The following is a 19,571-nucleotide window of genomic DNA, read 5'->3' as shown; positions in this document are numbered from 1 at the left end:
ACGGGAGTTCGGGCCCGCGATCACTCCGGCTGCGGTTCGAAGTCCCAGTAGGGCCGTTCACCCTGGCGCACGGCCAGGGTGAACGGGCTGTCCGGCCCCAGCGCCTCGACGAGCTGCCCGAGCGTCTCCCGCTCCAGGCGGTCGGCCGCGTCGGTCTGGCGGAGGGAGCGCAGGTCGGCGGCCAGCGCCGCCTTGCACATCAGGGTCAGGGGATGTGCGCTGCCCACCACCCGCGCCGACCGTTCCATACAGTCCCGGCTGTATCCGGCGGCCCCCTCAGGGTCCCCGACGAGACTGCGCGCTCCGGCGACATTCAGCGAACAGCCCAGCGTCCAGGGGTGGTCGGCACCCATCGCGGCGGTCATCCCGCGCAGGGCACGCTCGGCGACACGAAGCGCCTCGTCCCGGTCGCCGGACTCCCAGAGGGTGAGGCCTACGTTGCCTGCCGTGCCCGCGGAGAAGGGGTGGGCGTCTCCGAGCAGGTCCGCGTAGTCCCGGGCGACGGTGTCCGCGAGGGTCCAGGCGCGGTCCAGGTCGCGCTGCTCGCGGAGGAGGGAGGCGTAGTCGGCGGCGACGAAGAGGGCTTGGGGGTGGCGGGGGCCGTAGAGCTGGCGGGCCAGGTCCACCACCTCGCGCATGCTCCGTTCCGCTTGCGGCAGTTGGCCGGAGCGGCGCAGGCACAGGGCCACGTTGTGTTCGGCGACCATCGGGTTGACGCCGTAACGGCCCATGAGTTGGTGGTAGTCGCTCAGATTTGCCTGTTGCCGGACGAGAGCCTCCCCATAGTGACCTAGGAGGCGCAGCGTCCAGCAGCAGCGCAGTTCGTTGTAGAGCGATCGGTAGTGTCTCCGGCCCACCTCCTCCCGCAGCCGCGCGACTATCGAGGTGTACAACTTCAACGAGTCGTCGTAACGCCCGAGCAGGCCCAGTACGTTGGCGAGGTTGGAGCGAATCTGCCGGCTCCGGATGCCCTCGGCTCCGTGCACTGCCGTCTCGACACGCACGGTGTCCTCGTACAGCTCAGATGCCTCGCGATACGCCCCCAACGCCACCAGGGTTCCGCCCAACCCGTTTTTGGCGCGCAGCAGTTCGTAGTCCTCAGCCTGCCGCCGTTCCGACAGCCGGTCGACGACCGTCCGCCCCACCGCTTCCGCCTCCTGGTAACGCCCCATCCGTCGGAGCATGTTCGCGTGCTGGTGGGTGAGGATGAGCATCTCGCTGCTGTCCGGTGGCATCCGGCTGTGCCACCGCGCGATGGTCAGTTCACACAACCTCAGCCCTGTGCGTGCCTCACCACGGCCGCGCAGGTACTCGACACAGTTCAGGACCAGCCCGGACACCGCGTCGCGGGCGCTGTCCAATGCTCCGGAGATCTCCAGATGTGGAATCAGCTCGGCATAGCGTGACCAGGTCCGGGTGTCCAATGGGTCGCCCGGATCGGCAGCCGCCAGCACACCGCACGCGACCTGCGAGAACAGATCACGCTCGTCCTCGCTGAGGCCGTCCCGCAGCAGGGAGTGGTAGAAATGGTGCACCTCGGCCCGCTCGACCCCGTCGTCGCCGAACACCAGTCGCACCGCCGATGTCTCCGCCAGCATCTGCAACGCCCCGTCCCACGCCTGGCGGTCGGCGGCCAGGGCCGCGATACGCGGCGACAGGCCGGTCGGATACTCCGTCCGCAGCAGCCGTACGGGGACGGAGTCCGGCGAGAAGCAGGTGAAGAGTTCGAGCAGTTCGACAATCGCCGGATGGCGTTGCTGAAGCGACTCCAGCGTGATCGACCAACTGCTCTCCAGCGCCTGCGGATACCCGGCCGCATCGCCGGCCCCACCCCCGCCCGGCTGCCCCAGCCTGGCGGGGTGACCGTTGTGGACACGCTCCAGGTACTCGGCGACGGGCATGGGGTGGGCGTCCAGCCAGCCCGCTGTGTGGGACAGCAGCAGAGGCAGGTCCTGCACAGCCTCCGCGAGCAGATCGGCTTCGGCGAGGTTCAGCCGGGGGGCGCGACTCCTCGTGTACGCGATCGACTCCGCGCGGGAGAAGGCGGGTACGTCGATGCGGTGGACGCGGTCGTTGTCGGCCCAGGCACGGCTGTTGGAGGTGATGAGGACGTGCCCCACGCCCTCCGGCAGCAGGTCCTCGATCTCGGTCATGTCGTCGGCGCGGTCCAGCACCAGGAGCCAGCGGTGGTACGGCTGTCCGATGCGCAGCGCCGCCTGGACCGCGCGGATCCGGTTGCCGATGCCCTGCCCCGCGGTGAGGCCCAACTTCGGTGCGAGTTCGGAGAGTTGTTCGCGGGCCGTGCCCTGGAAGCCGGCGCTGATCCACCACACGACGTCGTACTCGTTGCCGTACCGGTGGACGTACTCGGTGGCCGTCTGCGTCTTGCCCGTGCCGGACGGGCCGAGCAGCACGCAGCGGTGGCTGTCGGCCGCACCGGGTTCCTGGCCGGGGGCGAGCAGGGTCTGCCGTATCCGGGCAAGAAGGGTTTCGCGCCCGGTGAACCGGGGGTTGCGATGCGGGGCGTTGGAGACGGCGGGTGCGGTGCCGGGGAACCGTGGATCGACGGTTCGGCGATCGCCGCTTCCGGTGCCGGCCCCCGTCAGCGGCGTACCGAGGAGGTCGAACAGGCGGCGTACGGCCTCGCGTTGGTCGACTCCCCGCAGGTCTGCCAGCGGCAACGCCCCGACGGCGGCGGGCCGTTCACCCGCGCCGACGAGGACTGCCGCCAGTTGTCCCGGCCAGTCGGCGGCCGCTTCGGGCAGGGCCGCGTTCCATTCGGCGTCGCTCCGGCCGCCGAGCCGGCAGTCGGTGTCCCCCAGCACGAGCAGGGTCCGCCCCGGTCCGCGCAGCAGCTCACCGAGTTCGTCCCACAGCACCCGCCCGGGGTCCGGATGCCACGTCACCGCCGTCACACCGAACCCGGCGTCCTCCGCCTGATCGGCGACCCAGGTGCCCCAGGCCTGGCTGGCGCCGGTGTGGGCGACGGTGATCCGCCGGTCGGCTTCGGCGGACCTCCGCCTCCGCGCCGGTTGTTCGAGCACGGGGCTGGGAGCGGGCAGGGCGTAGACGGCGCCGTCGGCCGCGAGCAGTTGTACGGGCCCCCAGCCGACGCGTTCGGTGACGGTGGCGCCCCGCCTCACCAGCAGGGTTCGAGGCAGCGGGTCGTCGAGCAGGTCCAGCACTCTGGGGTCGGTGTCCGGAACCTCGACGGTGAACCCGCCCACGCCGTCGGCCCGTTCACCGAGCAGCAGATCCGGCCCGTACCGGCGTACCCGGAGCGGGACACGAGGCAGCCGGGCCGCGATCAGTCCGATATCGGTCACCGAGAGGCGTTCCGGGAGCTCGGGACGCAGGGTCACTCCGGACAGCCGGGCACTGGTGACCGTGGCGAGCTGCCAGGCGGTGGTGGTACGGCGGACCGGCTCGGGCAGCCGCGGCCAGGCACCGGCGAACCAGCGGGCCACCCCGTCCCGGCCCTGCTCGACCAGGGCTCGCAGGGCGGGCTCCAGCGCCCGTTCGATGGCCCGGTCGGCGCCTGCACCGTCCCGGATCGCGAGCCAGGTGGCCCACTCCTCGGCGAACAGCGCCGGTGAACGATGCTTGTGCAGCCGTTCGATCACGGACCACAGGGTGTGTACGGGCGCCCCGGTCGGTGAACCGGCAAGCCGGTCGGCGAGTTCGGCACGCAGCGACGGCAACAGGTCGCCGCGGAGCGAGACATAGCCGTACCCGCGCCGCTCCACAAGGTTCCCGAACCACAGGTCGACCTCGGCCGAGACATCGAGCAGCGGCGCCACCGTGATCCGTACCGCACGCATCAGTTCGGGCTCTATACGGCTCGCGACGCTGAGCAGAACGGCGAGTTCATGGCCCTGGCGGGCCGGGGGGCTCATGGGGGACCACCCGCGCCGCTTCCCTGGAGCCCTCCGACAACCCGCCCCACAGTGGTTCCCCGGTCCCAGGCGACCACCCGTAACCGGGACTGCCACCAAGCGGGCCAGAGACGTTCGGGAAGCGGCACGAGGGCGACGGTGTCGCAGCCGTGCTGCCTGATCCGGAGCAGGATCTCCCGCCATTCGTGTTCGGTGCTGCGGTGCGGGTCGAACACCGGGCCGATCCTGCCGAGGCCGGACAGCAGTAGTACCCGGGTGCCGTGCTGGGGCGGCTGGTAGGGCCGCCAAGTGCCGCGCGGGCCCGCGCCGACACCTCGGGACGGGCAGTCGGCGAAGCGCAGCACCCTGGTTCCGGCGACGCCGACGAGGCTTCGGACCTGTTCGATGGCGTCCTCGACATCCCGGGCGAAGGGTTCCATGGAGGCGGAGATGTCGGCGAGGATCTGCACTCCGTAGCGCAGGGTGGGGAGGGGGCGGCGCGGAATCTCGGCGAGGGGCAGTCCGCGGGCCAGATGGTCGGCGGCCCGTTCGACGTCGAGGTCGCCTTCAGGCGTGACACGGGCAAGGGCCGCGTGGAGCACGGCCGCGGTCGAGCGGGGGGCGAGCAGTGGCAGGTGCGGGGCCGCGCCCACTTCGGCCAGGGGGACGGACCGGGGAGCGGGCAGCGGGTCGACGGCCCAGCCGGTGCGGCGCGGCGGCCGGTGGCCGACGGGGACGAGCAGCGTGGACTCCTCGTCGGCACGGGCGGGCCGGGCGGCGTCGGGTGGTTCGGCATACGGCCGCGGATCTCCGTCGCCGACCGGGCCGCTCTGTCCTGGGGCGGAAGCCGGTTGCGGCAAGGCCGTCACGTCCGTCGACGGTTCGGCGGGAGGCGTGGGCCCGGTGCCCGGGCCAAGGCCGAGGAGGGCGGCCACGCGTTCCCAGCCGCTCCTGTCCGTGACGTCGAGGGTTGTGGCGGCGCGGACCACGTCACCGAGCCAGATCTCCCGTGGCACCGGCCTCACCACTCGTCCCCCGCGATCTGCTGGCGCTTGATGAGGACACAGTTCTTCAGCCACTCCCAGCGTTCGCTGCCGAGGGTGATCCCGAGGGTGAGGCAGGCGCGCAGCGCGTCCAGGAACTCGGCCGTGCTGGGTTCGCGCAGCCCGATGGTCATGGCCTGTTCCCGCACTTTGCCCAGCTCCACGGCGAGCGCCTCGGCCAGCCGCAGTTCGCCGTCACCGGCACTTCCGTGCCAGGTCTTCATGTGCTCCTCGGCGATCCTGACCAGGCTCGGCACATCATGATCGGGCAGCGTCTCCACCACGCACCGCCGGAGGAAGGCCTGCGGAAGTTCACGTTCGTCGTTGGTCGTGATGACGACGAGATGCCGGGAGAAGCGCGGGTCGACCTCTCCGGTGGGCCGCTCCAGCCGCACCTCGGTGCCGGTCTCCATGACGGTGAATCGATGCGAACCGAGCGGCACCAGAAGGCTGTTGGGTACGTCGGGATCGGCCTTGTCTATCTCGTCGATGAGCACGACGGCGTGATCGGGACTGCGCCCGGCGTTAACCTCGGCGGACGGGTCCAGGCACTCGGACCCGGGCGCCCCCTCTCCGGCCGACCGCCCTCGCCGTGCCGCGGACTGTGGCGCCAGCGCCCACCACAGCACGCCGGGTTCGACGTACGAGGCGTCGTCGAGACCGACGGCCCCCTGCCGATGGGCCTGCGCGTCGGCGAGCCGACGAACGCTGTCGTAGCGCCACAGGAGTTCGGTGGACCTGGTGGCGTAGGTGATGACGTGGTCGTAGTACCGCCAGCCGCGCTGTCGGGCGATGAATGGGGCCAGGGAGGACTTCCCGGACCCGGGCCGACCACGCAGGAGCAACGGCCGTCCGGTGGCGAGGGCCACCATCACCGCCTCGTCGATGCGTGGGGACATCACATAGATCTCGCCGTCCCCCCGGTCGGGGCTGAGGAACGACTCCTCGGGGCTCCGGTGCTCCGTCATCGGGCTCATCCCCTTCCCCGGGGCCGCCCGGGCCTGTCGTCGTCCCCGCCCCTGCCATGACCCCAGTCGTTCAACATCCCGTAGGCGACCCTGATCGCGATGCGCTCGTCGTCGGCCCCGAACGGCGGCACAAGCAAGGAGGCGTCTGCGAGCCGCCCGGGTCTGGGGTCGTCGTCCGTCAGCTCGTCCCGCGGAATGAGAAGAATGTGCAACCAGGGAATCTGTCCGTGCAGCCAGTCGACGACGCGCTCCGCCTCGTCCAGGGAACAGTGTTCGGCGAAGATCACCACGTAGGTGTCGCAGTCGGGCAACTGCGGCGCACTCGCCAGGCTTTCCCGGTCGGTCATCCCGAACCGGGCCCTGATGGTCCGTTCGCACCGGTACCGGAGCTCCTCCTCCGGGTCCTCCTCGCCCGGGGGCGGAGCGCTGACGACGATGGGCCAATAGCGGCTGTAGTCCATGCAGAAGGCCCGGCCCAGGTAGTACTCCCCGGTGTCCGGGTTGCGCACGCTGAGCACGACGGTGCGGGGCCCGGTGCCGTCACCGCCCGGCAGCACGTGCCGGGCGGAGGTAGCGTCGATCCAGACCGGCAACAGCAGACGGACGAGCTGGTCGAGAGCCGTGCTGTCCATGTGCCGGGCGATCTCCCCGACGGCGTTGCGCAGTGCCACAGCGTTGTGCGTGTGCAGCATCTGCGCGGCGAGGAAACCACAGCTGACATCCGTGACCGGGGCTCCGGCCAGATGCCGGTCGTGCATCCCGAGGGCTCGCCCCATCCGCGCGAGCCGGCTCATCGTACGCACCTGGCTCAACTGTGCGGTGATGTCCTCGGCCCAGCGCCGCACGGGGTCGTCGTCCTCTGGCAGGGACGGAAGTGGGGGAAACGCCCGTACGATGACCGCCGCGGCTTCGGCGGGATCCTGCGGTTCCTTCTCGGCGTCGCCCGCCCCGGCCCGCTGCACGAGCTGAAGGGACATCAGGTCCTCGAACCCGGCCCGGTCCATGTCCTCCGGGGTCACATCGCCGACAGCCGCGGGAAGGACGAAGAACGACTGGTTGAAGTGATGGCGCCACATCAGGATGTCGACTTCCCGGTGCACCCAACCCGAGGCGAGCGCCGTCCTGTTGAGCAACACGACAGCGGCCCGGCATTCCAACAGCCACTCGTACAGCCGCGGATGCCATTTCTCCCCCGGCAGGAGTCCGTCGGCATCGACCAGGACGTCGTATCCGCGCTCACGCAGCCCATGGACGACCTGTAAGCGCACCGCTGTGGCATAGGAGTCGCCGCGCGTGCTGTGGCTGATGAACACCTTGTTCAATCCCCCGCCCCCAAGTCCCCCGGCTCTAAGGGGATTCTGACGGCGGCTCAGCCCTGCCGCAATCGTGCGTCCCCCACGGCCGAGCTGAGCCGCCCGGCAATATGCCTGATCAGATGCTCGAGGTCATGGCAGTAGACGGACGGATTCAGGAATCCGGACTCGGCCCGGAAGCGATGGGCGTAATTCCCGCCCCCGCACACATCAACAAGCTCACAGCCCCGGCACGTCGGTGAGAGCGCGGCGATCCCGAGCTGGCGTGCGGCGATCCCGGGATGGTCGAGCGCCAAGTCGAAGGCGTGCCGAAAGACATCGAACCCGGTGACGGGAGCGCCCGCGTACGTGGTCTTGAGGGAGTCGACCTGCTCGATCGCCCCGTCGGTGTCGACGACAACCGCCACAACGGGCGAGGTCCCGACCGCCTCGGTGGCACTGGCCACTCCCATGAGCAGCCCGATGATCTCGGTGAACAGCCGAATGGTCGTACGCATCCGGCCGGCATCGAACCACTGGTCGAAGACGACGGCCAGCCATCGGCCGTAGGGCGCGGGACCGCCGGCGCCCGGCGGCGGCGCCGACCAATTGGCGTGCGGCAGCAGCAGATCCAGACTAGGCGGCGCGAACGCCAACAGCGACTCGTACACCTCCACGGCGTCCGCGGCGGGGTCGATGGTGCAGAGGATTCCGGCGTACGAGTCCGGGTGCCGCGACAGTACCCGTAACCCCCGAGTGGCGGCGGGCCAGGCAGGGCGCCCCCGGCGGTCGACACGCCCCCTGTTGTGCCGGGCGAACCCGCCGTCGAGACTCACCCCGATCCTGATGCCCGCTGCGGCGAGTTCGTTGACGACTGCGTCGTTGAGCAGCGTGCCGTTCGTCTGCATGGTGACATGCACCCGGCACGACTCCCCGGCTCGCTCGGCCACCGCCTGGCGCACGGCGGCGACATAGCGGACGAGGATTTCCGTTCCGGACAGCAAGGGCTCCCCGCCGTGCAGATTGACATGCACGTCGGGCAGTTGATGAGCCGCGGCGTGCTCGGCGATCCGCCGGGCGGCCGCGTCCACGACCCCTGCCGGTACGGCCCGGGGACGCTCACGCCAACTCTGGTCGGGGCCCTCGTAGACGTAGCAGTAGGTGCAGGCGAGATTGCAACGGCTGTGGACCTTCAGCACGAACTGCTGGAAGGGAGTGGGGCCGACGCCGATGGCACGCCTGGCCGCTCGGACGTCCAGGCCCTGGGCGGGCCACGGAGGCGGCGCCACCGTCACGGGAGCAGGAACGGCCGCTCGACCGGGACGTAGGGCGCATCCTCGTAGAACGCGCCGCGAGCCGGAGATCCGGCCCGCCGACAAAGAGTCTCGGCCACCTCGGCCAGGACGGGATGATCGACATCCGCAGCCAGGATGGCCAGATCCAGACCGTCGAAATCCGGCAACGACCGACCGCTTCGATACGAGGCGCTGAGAGAAGGCGCCGCGCCCTGAGGAGCAGGCAAACCTTCTCCAGGTGAGAGATAAAAAGCGCGCGTGTGACGGGCGCGACGTTAGCAGTCTCGGCGACGGTGTGTCACATGACGCGCCAGTAACGGGAATCGGTCACGTGGGTTGCGGTTCGAAGTCCCAGTAGGGGCGCTCCCGGCGACCCACCGCCTGCGTATGGGGGTGGCCGGAACCGTACTTCTCCGTGAGCACGTGCAGAGCCTCCTGTTCCAGCCTGGCCGCCTCGTCACCCTGGCGCAGCGACCTCAGATCGGCGGAGAGGGCGGCCTTGCAGGACAGGGTCATGGGGTGATTCTCGCCCATGGTCGCCGCGGCTCGTTCCAGGGTCTCGGCGCTGAGCCGCGCGGCACCCTCCTCGTCTCCGGCGTAGTTGCGGGCGCCGGACAGGTTGAGGGCGCAGCCGAGAGACCAGGGGTGGTCGGCATCGACCGCCGCGGCCATTCCGCTCCAGGCCGTCTCGGCGATCCTCAGGGCTTCCTCACGCTCGCCGTACTTCCACAGGACCAGGCCGATATTGCCCGTCGTACCGATGGTGAAGGGGTGATCGGGACCGACGAGACCGCGGTAACCGGTGGCCACCTCGTCGGCCAGTTTGCGGGCCTGGTCCAGATCGCCGTGTTCGCGCAGGAAGGTGGCGTAGTCCGCCTGGGCGTGAAGTGTGTCGGGGTGGCGCGATCCACGTTTGCGCAGACTGCGTGCCACCACACCCGACATGGATCTCTTCGCCCCCTCCAGATCCCCGGCCCGGCGCTGACACAGTGCGAGGTTGTGCTCCGCGAGGAGGGTGCTCGCGTGCCATTGGCCCATGCCTTCCTTGAACAGCCGGTGATTGTGTTCCTGCCGGGACCGGGCCTCCGCGTAGTCACCAAGAAGACGGAGGGTCCAGGCGTAGTACAGCCCCGAGATCAACGTCTTCGGGTGGGACTCGGGCAGTTGCCGCTGCCGTGTGTGCAGGATGCTCTGGTGCAGGGCGGCAGCCCTGGCGTACTCGCCCAGCAGCACAGACGACACGGCGAGGTTGGACTGCTCCTGGAGGCCCTTCTGCGGATCGGTGCCGTCGACCCGCGCGGCTTCCTGGAAGAGCTGGTGCGCCTCCCGGTAGGAGCCGAGAGCGGTCAGCGTACCGCCGAGGCCGCTCTTCGCCCGCAGCAGTTCGGGGTCGCTGGCCCCTCTGACCTGGGTCAATCGGTCCACCACAGCCCGTCCGACGGCCTCGGCCTCCCTGAACCGTCCGACGCGACGCAGCATGTTGGCGTGCTGGTGGGTCAGCCGGAGCATGTCGGGGTCGTCCGGTTGCAGACGGCTCCGCCATCGGGGCAGGGTCTTTTCGCACAGCGCGAGTCCGTCTTTGCCTTCCTCGCGTGCTTTCAGGTACTCGACGCAGTTCAACACCAGTCTGCGCACTTCCGGCTTGGTGCTGTCGAGTGCCCCCGAGGTCTCCAGCTGTGCGTGCAGATCGGCGTACGTGGACCACTTTTTGACGTTGCCGGGTTCCCGCGGATCCTCACTGGACAGTACTTCACAGGCGACGGCGGACATCGCTTCCCGCCGTTCCTCCGGCAAGGTACTGGTCAGGAAACTGTGGTACAGCCGGTGCATGGTCGCGCCTCCCACTAGGGGTTCGTCCTCCGACGAACTCTCATGGACGAGTTGTACCGCAGTGGACTCGGACAGCCTTTGCAACGCCGAGTACCAGCGGAACGGGTCGGCCGCGAGCGAAGCGAGATGATCGGGCAGGTCGGAGGGGCGAGCCTTCTGGATCAGGCGCACGGGAATGGCGTCCGGCGAGAAGAGCGCGAAGAGGCGCAACAGTTCGTACGCCTCCGGATAGTTCGCCTCCAGGGTGTTGAGCGTGATCGACCAGCTCGTCTGGAACCCCATGGGGTAGTCGTCCGAGATACGGATGCCGATCTGGTTGGCGCCACCCTTGCTGATCAGTTCGATGTAGTCCTTGGCGGGCATCCTGTTCGCGTCCAGCCAGGCCGCCGTCTGCGCCAACAGCAGGGGCAGGTCCTGCACGGCTTCCGCAAGCCTGTCGGCCTCCCGCTCGGTCAGGCGAGGGGCGCGACGGCGTACATAGGCGACCGACTCCTCACGACTGAACGGCAGGATCTGGATCTCCGAGAGGCGGCCGGATGTGGCCCAGTCCTGGGTCAGTGTCGTCACCAGCACATGGCCGTTGCCCTCGGGCAGCAGATCCTCGACCTGCGCCATGTCGTCGGCACTGTCGAAGATCGCCAACCAGCGGCCGTGCGGTTTCCCGGTGCGCAGCGCCTCTTGGACGGCCCGGATCCGCTCGCCGAGTTCCGAGCCCACCCAGAGCTGCATCCGGGCCGCGAGATCGGCGAACTGTTCGCGGGCTGTGGCCCGGAACCCGGCGTTGACCCACCACACCACGTCATAATCATTTCCGAACCTGTGTGCGTACTCGATCGCGATCTGGCTCTTGCCCACGCCCGAGATCCCGCGCAGCGCGACTCTCGAAACGCCGTCTCCGTCCTGGTTCAGCCGGGAGTGCAGTTCGTCGAGCGCCATGTCACGGCCGGTGAAACGAAGGTTCCGTCGAGGGATGTTGACCACGGCCGGCGGATCGTTCGGGAAGCGCGGAGCGGAGTCGCCGCTGGGCGGCATCTCCTCGCCCGGCAGCCCCAGACGGACCAGGATCCGCCGTCTGGCCTCGCCTGAGTCCAGATCCCGCAGGTCGACGGGGAGCAGTCGCTCGCCGCCGGGCGGGATGGCACGGGTGGCCACACTGACCGCGGCGAACCGGTCCTCGTGTTTCGGCACGACCTCGCGAAGAGCCGCGATCCACTCCTCGTCGCTGCGTGGCCCCAGATTGAAGTACCAGTCGTCCAGAACGAGCAGAATCCGTCCGGGCGCATCCAGCAGACTGCGCAGCGCCTCGGTCAACGGCATGCTGACGGGCGGGTCCCAGCGCAACAGTGTCGTCCGATGGCCCAACTGCTCCAACTGGTACGCGATCCACGTGGCCCACGGCCGGTTGAATCCCGCGTAACTGATGACGTAGTGGCCATGGGACCTGGCTCCCCCGGCCCGGTCCGCCATTCGGATTCTCTCCCTACTCCGTGCCGTCCGGCCGCGTCCCGGAGTCAGGCACAGTCATCTGGTCAGCTCATAGCCCCTAAGGCATTGCCGTGGGAGGACGAGCCGAAACGGCCGGAACAGGACGTTCGTTTCCGGTCGCCGACGCCAGCGCGGCCGCCACGTGCCGGATCAGTCGTTCCAGGTCGTGGCAGTACACCGAGGGGTGTCTGAAGCCACTCCCTTCACGATAGCGATGGGCATAGTTCCCGCCACCGCAAACAGCCATCACGGGGCACGCCCGACAGGTGACACCCAAGGCCGCCACTCCTATCTGGCGCGCTGCCACACCCGGATGGTCGAGCGACTCGTCGAAGGAGTTGTGGAAGACGTCCAGTCCAGTGACCACCGCCCCTTCGTAGGTTTGCTTGAGAGAATCAAGTTGCTCGATCTTCCCGCCCGTCTCCACCACGATCGCCGCCGTCGGTGACAGCCCGACGGCCTCCAACGCGCTGGGCAGGCCCAGCAGCAGCGCGATGATCTCGGAGAAGATCCGGATCCGCGGCGGCGGCCCCTCGTTCGCGCGGCTGCCCCACCACTGGTCGAAGGCCGCGGCCAGCCAGTCGCCGTAGGGGGTGGCGCCCCGGGCGCCGGTCCGGGCCGCTTCGGGGGCGCGCACCGGCAGTCCCGGTGGCGGATTCGACCAGTTGCCGTGCGGCAGCAACAGGTCGAGCACCGGGGGCCGGAGGGCGGCGAGGGAACGGTAGACCTCGCCGGGGTCGGCCGTGACGTCGACCGTGCACAGCAGCCCGGCGTACGACTGAGGGTTCCGGGCGAGCAGCCTCGCGGCCCGTACGGCCCTGCGCCAGGAAGGACGCCCCGCGTGATCCACTCGGCGCCTGTTGAACGCGGCCGTGCCTCCGTCCAGGCTCAGGCCGACCCGGATGCCCTCCTGGGCCAGCCGACCCAGGGCCTGTTCGGTGAGCAGGGTGCCGTTGGACTGGACGGTCGCGCGCAGTGCGCAGTCGGCCGGAAGGGCGGCCCGGATCGTCCGGATGTAGTCCACCAGGACACCGGGGCCCGAGAGCAGCGGCTCGCCCCCGTGCAGGGCGATTCGGACCTCGCTCAGTTCATGGGTGCGCACGTGTTCGGCGATGCGGTGGGCGGTCTGCCGCATCACGGAGGCCGACACCCGGGGCGGATGGTCCCGCCAGGAGCCGTCCACCCCGTGGTAGATGTAGCAGTACGTGCAGGTCAGATTGCATCTGCTGTGGACCTTGAGGGTGAACTGACGTACCGGCACCGGACGCAGACCGGTACGGCGCAGAGCCGGGACGTCGAGCACCGACAGCGGCCAGGGCGCGAGGAACTCACCCAGCGTGGAGCGGTTCTGCTCGCACGACACAGGGAACATCGCGCCGCCACCTCCCCGGGGCATCGCACGTCCGTCGGATGCGGCAGCCCTGCGTCAGGGCGAGTCCTCGTAGTACGCCACGGCTACGGGCCAATCGGGTGCGCGGGACCTCAGTTCCAGTTCGGCGAGGACACCGTTCAAGGCGGGGTGGCTGCCGGTTCCCGGCAGTTCCCCCCACTCGATCCCCGTGAGATCCGGCAGAGGTTCATCCCACGCGGTCGGCTCATCGATCGCAGGATTCGACATGCTGTGCTCCTCCCAGGCACGTCGGCCATCGGCAATTACCCGTGTGGGCAACACACGGAAACCTTTCTTCGGGCCCACCTGGGGTACATGACCGAAAGAACGATCGAATCAGGCCGAACCTGTACCGACCGACCGTGCCGTCAGCGCACGCATCCGCTCCAGCGTCGTACGGGCCTCCGGGTGCCGCGCGTCGCCGCCCGCCCCCTGCCAGGCGACCCAGGCGGCGCGGTACGCGTCGAGGGCGTGGGACGGGCCCGCCGTGCGTTCCAGGACTGTGCCGCGCCGGTGCAGGGCGCGGGCCGTCACGAGGAGGTCGTCGGACGCCTCGGCCGCGGAGGCGGCCCGGCGGTAGGACTCCGCGGCCCGGTCCTCGTACTCCGTGGTGCTGTGCTGCGGGCGGGCGAGGGCGCGCAGCACATCGCCCCGCTCCAGCCACGCCAGCGCCTCCGTCCGAGCATCACCGCCGGTCCGGGCGCCCCGAGCCGCGCGGGCCAGGATCCACTCGGCCTCGTGGAGGTCCGTGAGCGAGCCGCCGAGTTCGTGGTGGCGGTGCAGGGCGCGGGCGAAGAGGAGTCGGCGGGCGGGCAGCGCCGGGTCGCTCTCGGGGGTCTGGGCGAGCGCGGCGCGCAGGACGCGTACGGCGTCCGTGGCGACGTCGGCGCCGGCGACGCCGTCGGCGTGGGCCGCCCGGTTCAGTGCCGCGCCGCCACGTGCCGCCAGCAGTTCCGGGCGCCGCGGATCGTCGGTGCTCAGCTGCGCCTGTGCCCGGGCGAAGTACCCGTCGGCGGTGTCCAGTTCGGCCGGTTCGGCGCTGCGGGTCCAGCGGGCGATGTGGGCCTCCGCCAGCCGCCAGAGCGCGCGCAGCCTCAACTCGCCCGTGTGCGCGCCTGATCCGGCGGCCCGCAGGGCCTCGGTCAGTGCCGTGACGACCTCCGACGCCCCCTGATCCCCCGTCACAACCGCCCGGGCAGCGGCCAGTTCGAGCCGCGCCCGGCAGACGACCCCCGGCGGTTCCCCCGCCCGCTCCGCCGACTTCGCGGCCGACTCGAAGTCGGCCGCCGCCTGGACGGCCAAGGCCCGTGCCTCGTCGGCCGAATCGCGCTCGCGCGCGTTGGCGCACAGCTCCATCAGTAGTCCGCCGCGTGCCAGCAACGCCGTTCCGGGCAGGGGGCGTTCGCCCGGCCAGCCCTCCAGCAGGGCGTCGAGCCGTACCTGGGCGCCGTACAGCAGCCGTCGATCGCGGAGGAGGCGGTAGCGGGCGCGGACGACCTCTACGACGTGGAGCAGGACGTCGAGCAGAGGGCCCGGCTCGGAGCGCAGCAGGGCGTAGGCACGCTCCAGGCTCTCGGCCGCCTCGGCCAGTGCGCGGGCCCTCGCCTCGTCGTCGGGCTCGTTCGCGGCGCGGGCCCGGAGAACCCTGCCGAGGACGAGGTGCGCGTGGGCCGGCGGCGAGCCGGCGGGGTCCGCCGCCGCGCGGACGGCGTCCTCGGCCTCCCGCAGCACCGCGCGGTCCCGGTGGATGTCCCAGAGGCCGAGCAGGCATTCGGCGAGGAGTGCAGCCGTCTCCGCGCCGGGCGCGGTCGCGCGCAGGATGCGTACGGCGTCCCAGAGGTCGCGGATGCCGCCCTGCCGTTCGTAGCGGGCGAGGCGGGCACGGGCCAGCCGGAGGGCCAGGGATTGCGACTGCGATCGACTGGTGGTGAAGTTCGGGGTGCCGTCGACGTCTCCCGGCTGGAATCTGCGCAGCACCCTGCGGGGTACGTCCGCGAAGGGTTGCGGGACCGGTCGGCCGGGAGTCTCCTCGGTGTCGTCCGGGCGATCGGCCCCGGTCCGGACGGTCGTCCCGGAGAGGTGGGCGACCACCACCGCCGGGAAGTTCCGGGCGCGGGCTCCCCACACGCGTTCCAGATAGCGCGAGCACTGTTCCAGTACCGCGCGGGCCTCGTCCAGCTCCAGTCGGCGAAGCAGCAAGTCCCTCACACCAGGCGCGAATTCGTACCAGGGACCGGGGCCGTCGCTGTCGTCCGCCACCTCCACCAACAGGTCGCTGAAGAGCACTTCGGCCAGTTCGACCGGGCCGGTCCCTGGCAGCAGGGCGCGCTGTACGAGTTGCATGACGGGGTACGACAGCGGCGCCGCCGAGAGGCAGACCGCGAGGCGGCGGGCGGCCGCGGAGGCGGTGGTGCGGAAGTCCTCGACCAGCTGTTCCGGGGTGCGGTCGGGGCGGGGAGCGGGTGCCGTTCCCGGGTCCTCGGGCCCGACCATGGCAACGGAGGCCGTCAGCGTGTCCGCCGACCGTTCCGACAGCAAACGCGCCCAGCCGCCGAGTGCGGCGGGGGTCGGCGGCAGCACGGGGACCGGCAGTGCCCCGCCGTTCACGGGGCCCCGGTCGCGGAACGGCCGGAAGCCGAGCGTCCCGCCGGGGCCCGTCGTGCGCCACAGGGTGCCTGGTTCGGTGGGCAGCAGGGTCTGCGGCCACAGGCGGGCGGGCAGTGGCTGTACGACGGCCAGCGGGCCCGTGCGCAGCCGCCGGTGGAGCAGCCGCTGGGCGGCGCCGTGCCGCCACAGCGGGCCCGAGCAGTCGCTGAGCAGCAGGGTGACGGTCCGGCCGCTCGGGTCGCGCAGACCGTCCGCCGGGGCGAGCCATTCGCTGCCGCCCGCCCGGCACAGCACGCCGACTCCGCCGTCGGGGTGCGGGCGCAGCCGGTGGACGGTCACCGACCGGAAGGCGCCGGACTGTTCGCAGGCGAGGCGCAGTTCCTCCAGGGTGCGTTCCCAGGCGCCCATCGACGGCGAGTCGTCGGCGAGCAGCTGTATCCGGGACTGCCGTCTCCGGTCGGCCCGGAAGACCGGCAGGGCACAGTCCCCGACGGCGCTCGCCTGCGCGGTACGCGACTCGTCGAGCACGTCGTCGTTCCGGGGTCGCGACGGTCCGGCCGGCACCGGCCGGCCCTGGAGCGGACGCAGGGCATGCCCCAGAGACAGCAGCCCCGGAAAGGCGGAAGCCGTCGGTACGAGGATCTCGGCGCCAGGCGGGCCACATGTCCCCTCGGCGCGCTCGTCCCGCACGACCGCGAGGAGTCGCGGAGTCACCGGGCGGTCCACCTGATCCGACGGGAGTCCGTCGCCGCCGAAGGCACCGCCCCCGCCGCCAGTCCCGACACCTACCCCACCACCGACCTCGGCCCCGGTCTCCGCCTCGGCCATCCGCCCCGCCAGCCAGAGCGCATCCGCGAGTTCAGCGGCTCCCGCCCTGACCCCCGCCTCCCCCAGACGCCGGATCAGCGCGCCCAGCGGTTCCAGTGGCACCGCCGACACCTCCGGCACCGACAGGTCTGGCGGCTCTGGCGACCCAGGCGCACCCAACTGGTCCAGCGGTTCCAGTGGCACCGGCGGCACCGGCGGCACCGACAGGTCTGGCGGCTCTGGCGGCTCTGGCGGCTCTGGCGACCCAGGCGCACCCAACTGGTCCAGCGGTTCCAGCGGCACCGGCGGCACCGACAGGTCTGGCGGCTCTGGCGACCCAGGCGCACCCAACTGGTCCGGCGGATCCGGCGCCCCCGGCGAATCCGACGGCCCCAGCGACCCCGACCGGCCCGTCGGCCCCAGCCGGCCCGGCCGCCCCAGCGCCCCCCCACCCCCGCTCACCGCGCCGGCCGATTCAACGGCCGCATGAGTTGGTCGGCGAGGTGCGCACGGGTGCCCGGTTCCTCGTTCTGGGCGTGGCGGGTCAGGTAGATGGCGTTGAGGAGCTGGTCGGCGGCTCGTTGTTCGCCGGGCCTGCGTTCCAGGAAGCGGGCGATGACGTCGGCGTGCTGTTCGGCCGCGTCCTCGCCGAAGTGGGCGCGGACCATCGCGGCGAGCCTGTCCTCGTCCGGGGGTTCCAGATGGAGGTGGACGCAGCGCCTCAACAGCGGTACGGGAAAGTCTCGTTCACCGTTGCTGGTGAGGACGATGAAGGGGAAGGCACGGCAGCGGACCCTGCCCTCGTGGACCTCGACGGAGCGCCCGTCGTGGTCGCGGACCCGTACCGCCGGGCGGTGTTCGGCGATCCTCTCCAGCTCGGGGATGCCGAACTCGCCCTCCTCCAGGACCCCGAGGAGGTCGTTGGGCAGGTCGATGTCGCTCTTGTCCAGCTCGTCCACGAGGAGTACCCGGGGTCGTGCCGTGGGGAGCAACGCGGTGCCGAGCGGGCCCAGTTGGAGGTAGCGGCCGATGCCCTGGGCGAGCAGGTCGGGTGCCTCCGGGGGCAGTTGGCCGGGCAGTACCGACACCGTCCCGGCCTCCGGGCGTTCGCGCGGACGGGTGATCTGGAGGTCCTGCAGGCGGCCCAACGCGTCGTATTTGTAGAGGCCGTCGGTGAGTTGGGTGCGGCTGACGATGGGCCAGTGCAGTACCCGGCCCAGGCCCAGTTCATGGGCCACGGCGTGCGCGAGTGTGCTCTTGCCACTGCCGGGTTCGCCGGTGACGAGGAGCGGGCGGCGCAGGTACAACGCCGCGTTGACCAGCTCCAGTTCGGCCGGGGTCGGCCGATAGTGCTCGGCGAAGGCGCGGCTCTGGCCGAGCCTTCGGGTGGAGACGGTGTCGGCGGCGGCCGGCGGCCGGATCAGTGGGCCGCCGTCGAAGCGGCGCCAGGCGGGCGGGTCCGGGAGCCGGTCGACTCCGTCGTGCGGTTGTCCGGTGCCTCGGTAGATCAGCCACTCGTTCACGTCACGCTCCTCGGTGCAGGACGGGCGAGGCTGCCTGATGACGGTTCGGCCGGACGCCGGGGACACGAAAGGGAACCGGAGGTCCCATTTCCCCTTCCATTCCTCCTCCGCACCGGCAATCCTTCTGACACTACCCAGGACCGACCGAGGGGGATCACACGCGCCGGGCACACCCCGAACCGGCTTGTGGACTCCGGTTCCCACTGGTTGCTCACTTGACTACCGGGCGTCACATCCGATTGGCTCCGCCCCAGCGAAAGTCGGACAGTCAGTGCACGTCGACCGACGATCGCGCAGATTTCGCCGTACCCACTCCCTCTCTCGCCCTTCCTCTCCCTCTCTTGTCCTTCTCTTGCTCCTTCCCCTCCTCGGCCGCGCAGCGAGGTGCCGCACTCCCATGAACACACCCCCCGTCTCTTCCGGTTCCGCACGATCCGCCCGTGTCACCGCCGTTGCCGCCGGTGTGGCCGCCGTATGTCTTCTCGCGGCCGGCTGTTCGGGTTCCGGCTCCGACGGGTCGGACTCCGGCCAGGGCACCGCCGGTGCCGGCACCGCCCGGATCAAGGTCGCCCTGATCACCCACGGCGCCAAGGGCGACGCCTTCTGGGAGCGGGTGCAGAAGGGCGCGGAGGCCGCCGCGGCCAAGGACAACATCGAGCTGACGTACGTGAGCGACCCCGATGCCGCCGCCCAGGCGGCCCTCGTGCGCGACGCGGTCAAGAACAAGGTCGACGGGATCGCCGTCACCCTCGCCAAGCCGGAGGCGATGAGGAGCGCGGTCGCGCAGGCCGAGTCGGCGGGGATACCCGTGGTCGGTCTCAACTCGGGTATCGACGCCTGGCGTTCCGCGGGCCTCATGGCGTTCTTCGGGCAGGACGAGAGCACCGCCGGGCGCGCCCTCGGCGACAAACTGGACACACTCAAGGTCAAGCACGCCCTCTGCGTCATCCACGAGCAGGGAAACGTCGCCCTGGAGGCGCGCTGCGCCGGGGTGAAGAAGACGTTCGTCGGTGAGACCGACAACCTGTACGTGAACGGCACCGACATGGACACCGTGACCGCGGTCGTCGCGGCGCGGCTGAACCAGGATCCGAGCATCGACGAAGTCGTCACGATGGGCGCGCAGTTCGCGCTCGCGGCGGTGAAGTCGGTGGACGAGTCGGGCAGCAAGGCGAAGATCGCCACCTTCGACCTCAACAACGACATCGTCAAAGCGGTCAAGAGCGGCGATGTGCAGTTCGCCGTGGACCAGCAGCCCTACCTGCAGGGTTATCTCGCCGTCGACTCGCTCTGGCTGTACAAGTCCAACGGCAACTTCAGCGGCGGCGGTTCGGCTCCCGTGCTCACCGGGCCGGCCTTCGTCACCAAGCAGAACATCGCCGACGTCGCGAGGTTCGCCGCCAACGGCACCCGCTGAGCCGCCCGCTCCTCGACTCCGCCCAGCGCCCCTCCGCGG

General features: G+C 70.6%; 12 protein-coding genes. 1 reads left to right on the top strand and 11 read right to left on the bottom strand.

The genetic code is table 11. The features are described from left to right. Positions 1 to 20: 20 nt before the first annotated feature. The 11 genes from fxsT (ACWCRB_RS16075) to ACWCRB_RS16025 all read right to left on the bottom strand — a co-directional run bounded on the left by fxsT (ACWCRB_RS16075) (position 21) and on the right by ACWCRB_RS16025 (position 18,115). On the bottom strand, positions 21 to 3,896 hold the full coding sequence (gene fxsT / locus ACWCRB_RS16075; RefSeq protein ID WP_450996639.1) for an FxSxx-COOH system tetratricopeptide repeat protein: 3,876 nt from the start codon (positions 3,894 to 3,896) through the stop codon (positions 21 to 23). Then, the gene (locus ACWCRB_RS16070) at positions 3,893 to 4,891 is read right to left on the bottom strand and encodes a hypothetical protein (protein WP_405534913.1); all 999 of its coding nucleotides are present in this window, start codon (positions 4,889 to 4,891) and stop codon (positions 3,893 to 3,895) included. The genes fxsT (ACWCRB_RS16075) and ACWCRB_RS16070 overlap by 4 nt, the downstream gene beginning before the upstream one ends. Positions 4,892 to 4,896: 5 nt before the next feature. Beyond that, complete coding sequence (locus ACWCRB_RS16065; RefSeq protein WP_450996638.1) at positions 4,897 to 5,886, bottom strand: AAA family ATPase; 990 nt, start codon at positions 5,884 to 5,886, stop codon at positions 4,897 to 4,899. Positions 5,887 to 5,891: 5 nt separating this feature from the next. Continuing rightward, complete coding sequence (locus tag ACWCRB_RS16060; protein ID WP_405534915.1) at positions 5,892 to 7,199, bottom strand: toll/interleukin-1 receptor domain-containing protein; 1,308 nt, start codon at positions 7,197 to 7,199, stop codon at positions 5,892 to 5,894. Between the two features lie 56 nt (positions 7,200 to 7,255). Next, positions 7,256 to 8,467, bottom strand: coding sequence for an FxsB family cyclophane-forming radical SAM/SPASM peptide maturase (locus ACWCRB_RS16055; protein WP_450996667.1), 1,212 nt, complete (start codon positions 8,465 to 8,467; stop codon positions 7,256 to 7,258). Positions 8,468 to 8,469: 2 nt separating this feature from the next. Next, positions 8,470 to 8,640 carry a hypothetical protein gene (locus ACWCRB_RS16050; protein ID WP_405534916.1) on the bottom strand — a complete coding sequence of 57 codons (171 nt, stop codon included), beginning with the start codon at positions 8,638 to 8,640 and terminating at the stop codon, positions 8,470 to 8,472. A gap of 160 nt (positions 8,641 to 8,800) precedes the next feature. Further along, positions 8,801 to 11,770: an FxSxx-COOH system tetratricopeptide repeat protein gene (gene fxsT / locus ACWCRB_RS16045; protein ID WP_450996637.1), complete on the bottom strand. Its 2,970-nt coding sequence runs from the start codon at positions 11,768 to 11,770 to the stop codon at positions 8,801 to 8,803. Between the two features lie 76 nt (positions 11,771 to 11,846). Further along, positions 11,847 to 13,160, bottom strand: coding sequence for an FxsB family cyclophane-forming radical SAM/SPASM peptide maturase (locus tag ACWCRB_RS16040; RefSeq protein WP_450996636.1), 1,314 nt, complete (start codon positions 13,158 to 13,160; stop codon positions 11,847 to 11,849). 54 nt (positions 13,161 to 13,214) lie between these two features. After that, positions 13,215 to 13,406: a hypothetical protein gene (locus tag ACWCRB_RS16035; protein ID WP_450996635.1), complete on the bottom strand. Its 192-nt coding sequence runs from the start codon at positions 13,404 to 13,406 to the stop codon at positions 13,215 to 13,217. A 108-nt stretch (positions 13,407 to 13,514) separates the two neighbouring features. Continuing rightward, positions 13,515 to 16,715 (bottom strand): SAV_2336 N-terminal domain-related protein, encoded by a 3,201-nt coding sequence (locus tag ACWCRB_RS16030; RefSeq protein WP_450996634.1) that lies wholly within the window; start codon positions 16,713 to 16,715, stop codon positions 13,515 to 13,517. 335 nt (positions 16,716 to 17,050) lie between these two features. Next, complete coding sequence (locus tag ACWCRB_RS16025; RefSeq protein WP_450996633.1) at positions 17,051 to 18,115, bottom strand: AAA family ATPase; 1,065 nt, start codon at positions 18,113 to 18,115, stop codon at positions 17,051 to 17,053. A gap of 397 nt (positions 18,116 to 18,512) precedes the next feature. Between ACWCRB_RS16025 and ACWCRB_RS16020 the strand changes: the two genes are divergently transcribed. Then, on the top strand, positions 18,513 to 19,532 hold the full coding sequence (locus tag ACWCRB_RS16020; RefSeq protein WP_450996632.1) for a substrate-binding domain-containing protein: 1,020 nt from the start codon (positions 18,513 to 18,515) through the stop codon (positions 19,530 to 19,532). Positions 19,533 to 19,571: the final 39 nt, after the last annotated feature.

Source organism: Streptomyces sp. NPDC002156 (assembly GCF_053593675.1).
Note: the sequence above shows the minus strand (reverse complement) of the source record. Positions and strands in the feature narration are given on the sequence as shown.

Coding starts and splice junctions, on each gene's coding strand:
- ACWCRB_RS16065 (WP_450996638.1), bottom strand. CDS start 5,886: ATGACGGAGCACCGGAGCCCCGAGGAGTCGTTCCTCAGCCCCGACCGG.
- fxsT (WP_450996639.1), bottom strand. CDS start 3,896: ATGAGCCCCCCGGCCCGCCAGGGCCATGAACTCGCCGTTCTGCTCAGC.
- ACWCRB_RS16020 (WP_450996632.1), top strand. CDS start 18,513: ATGAACACACCCCCCGTCTCTTCCGGTTCCGCACGATCCGCCCGTGTC.
- ACWCRB_RS16040 (WP_450996636.1), bottom strand. CDS start 13,160: ATGTTCCCTGTGTCGTGCGAGCAGAACCGCTCCACGCTGGGTGAGTTC.
- fxsT (WP_450996637.1), bottom strand. CDS start 11,770: ATGGCGGACCGGGCCGGGGGAGCCAGGTCCCATGGCCACTACGTCATC.
- ACWCRB_RS16035 (WP_450996635.1), bottom strand. CDS start 13,406: ATGTCGAATCCTGCGATCGATGAGCCGACCGCGTGGGATGAACCTCTG.